General features: G+C 39.0%; 1 pseudogene. It reads right to left on the bottom strand.

Annotation, left to right across the window (positions count from 1 at the left end):
• A pseudogene (locus Q0876_RS15640) lies at positions 1–477 on the bottom strand (hypothetical protein); the annotation flags it as partial.

The raw sequence follows: 477 nt of genomic DNA, 5'->3' as shown, positions 1-477 counted from the left end.
TTCTGAACATGTAAAATCGGTTACATCTAAACTCAAACTTGATACACTACAGTTGTCATCTGAACCATTATCAATCTGTGAAGCTGTAATACTTGCTGTTCCTGAGGCATCTAATTGAACCGTAATGTCTTGCGTTACCACTGTTGGATCGGTTACATCCTCAACCGTTACTGTAGCTGATGCTGATGCACTGTTTCCACTCTGATCTGTAACAGTTAAGTTAACTGTATTGTCTCCCAATTCTGAACATGTAAAATCGGTTACATCTAAACTCAAACTTGATACACTACAGTTGTCATCTGAACCATTATCAATCTGCGAAGCTGTAATACTTGCTGTTCCTGATGCATCTAATTGAACCGTAATGTCTTGCGTTACCACTGTTGGATTGATTACATCTTCAACCGTTACTGTAGCTGATGCTGATGCACTGTTTCCACTCTGATCTGTAACAGTTAAGTTAACTGTATTGTCTCC

It is taken from the genome of uncultured Psychroserpens sp. (genome assembly GCF_947503375.1).
Classification (GTDB): domain Bacteria; phylum Bacteroidota; class Bacteroidia; order Flavobacteriales; family Flavobacteriaceae; genus Psychroserpens.
Note: the sequence above shows the minus strand (reverse complement) of the source record. Positions and strands in the feature narration are given on the sequence as shown.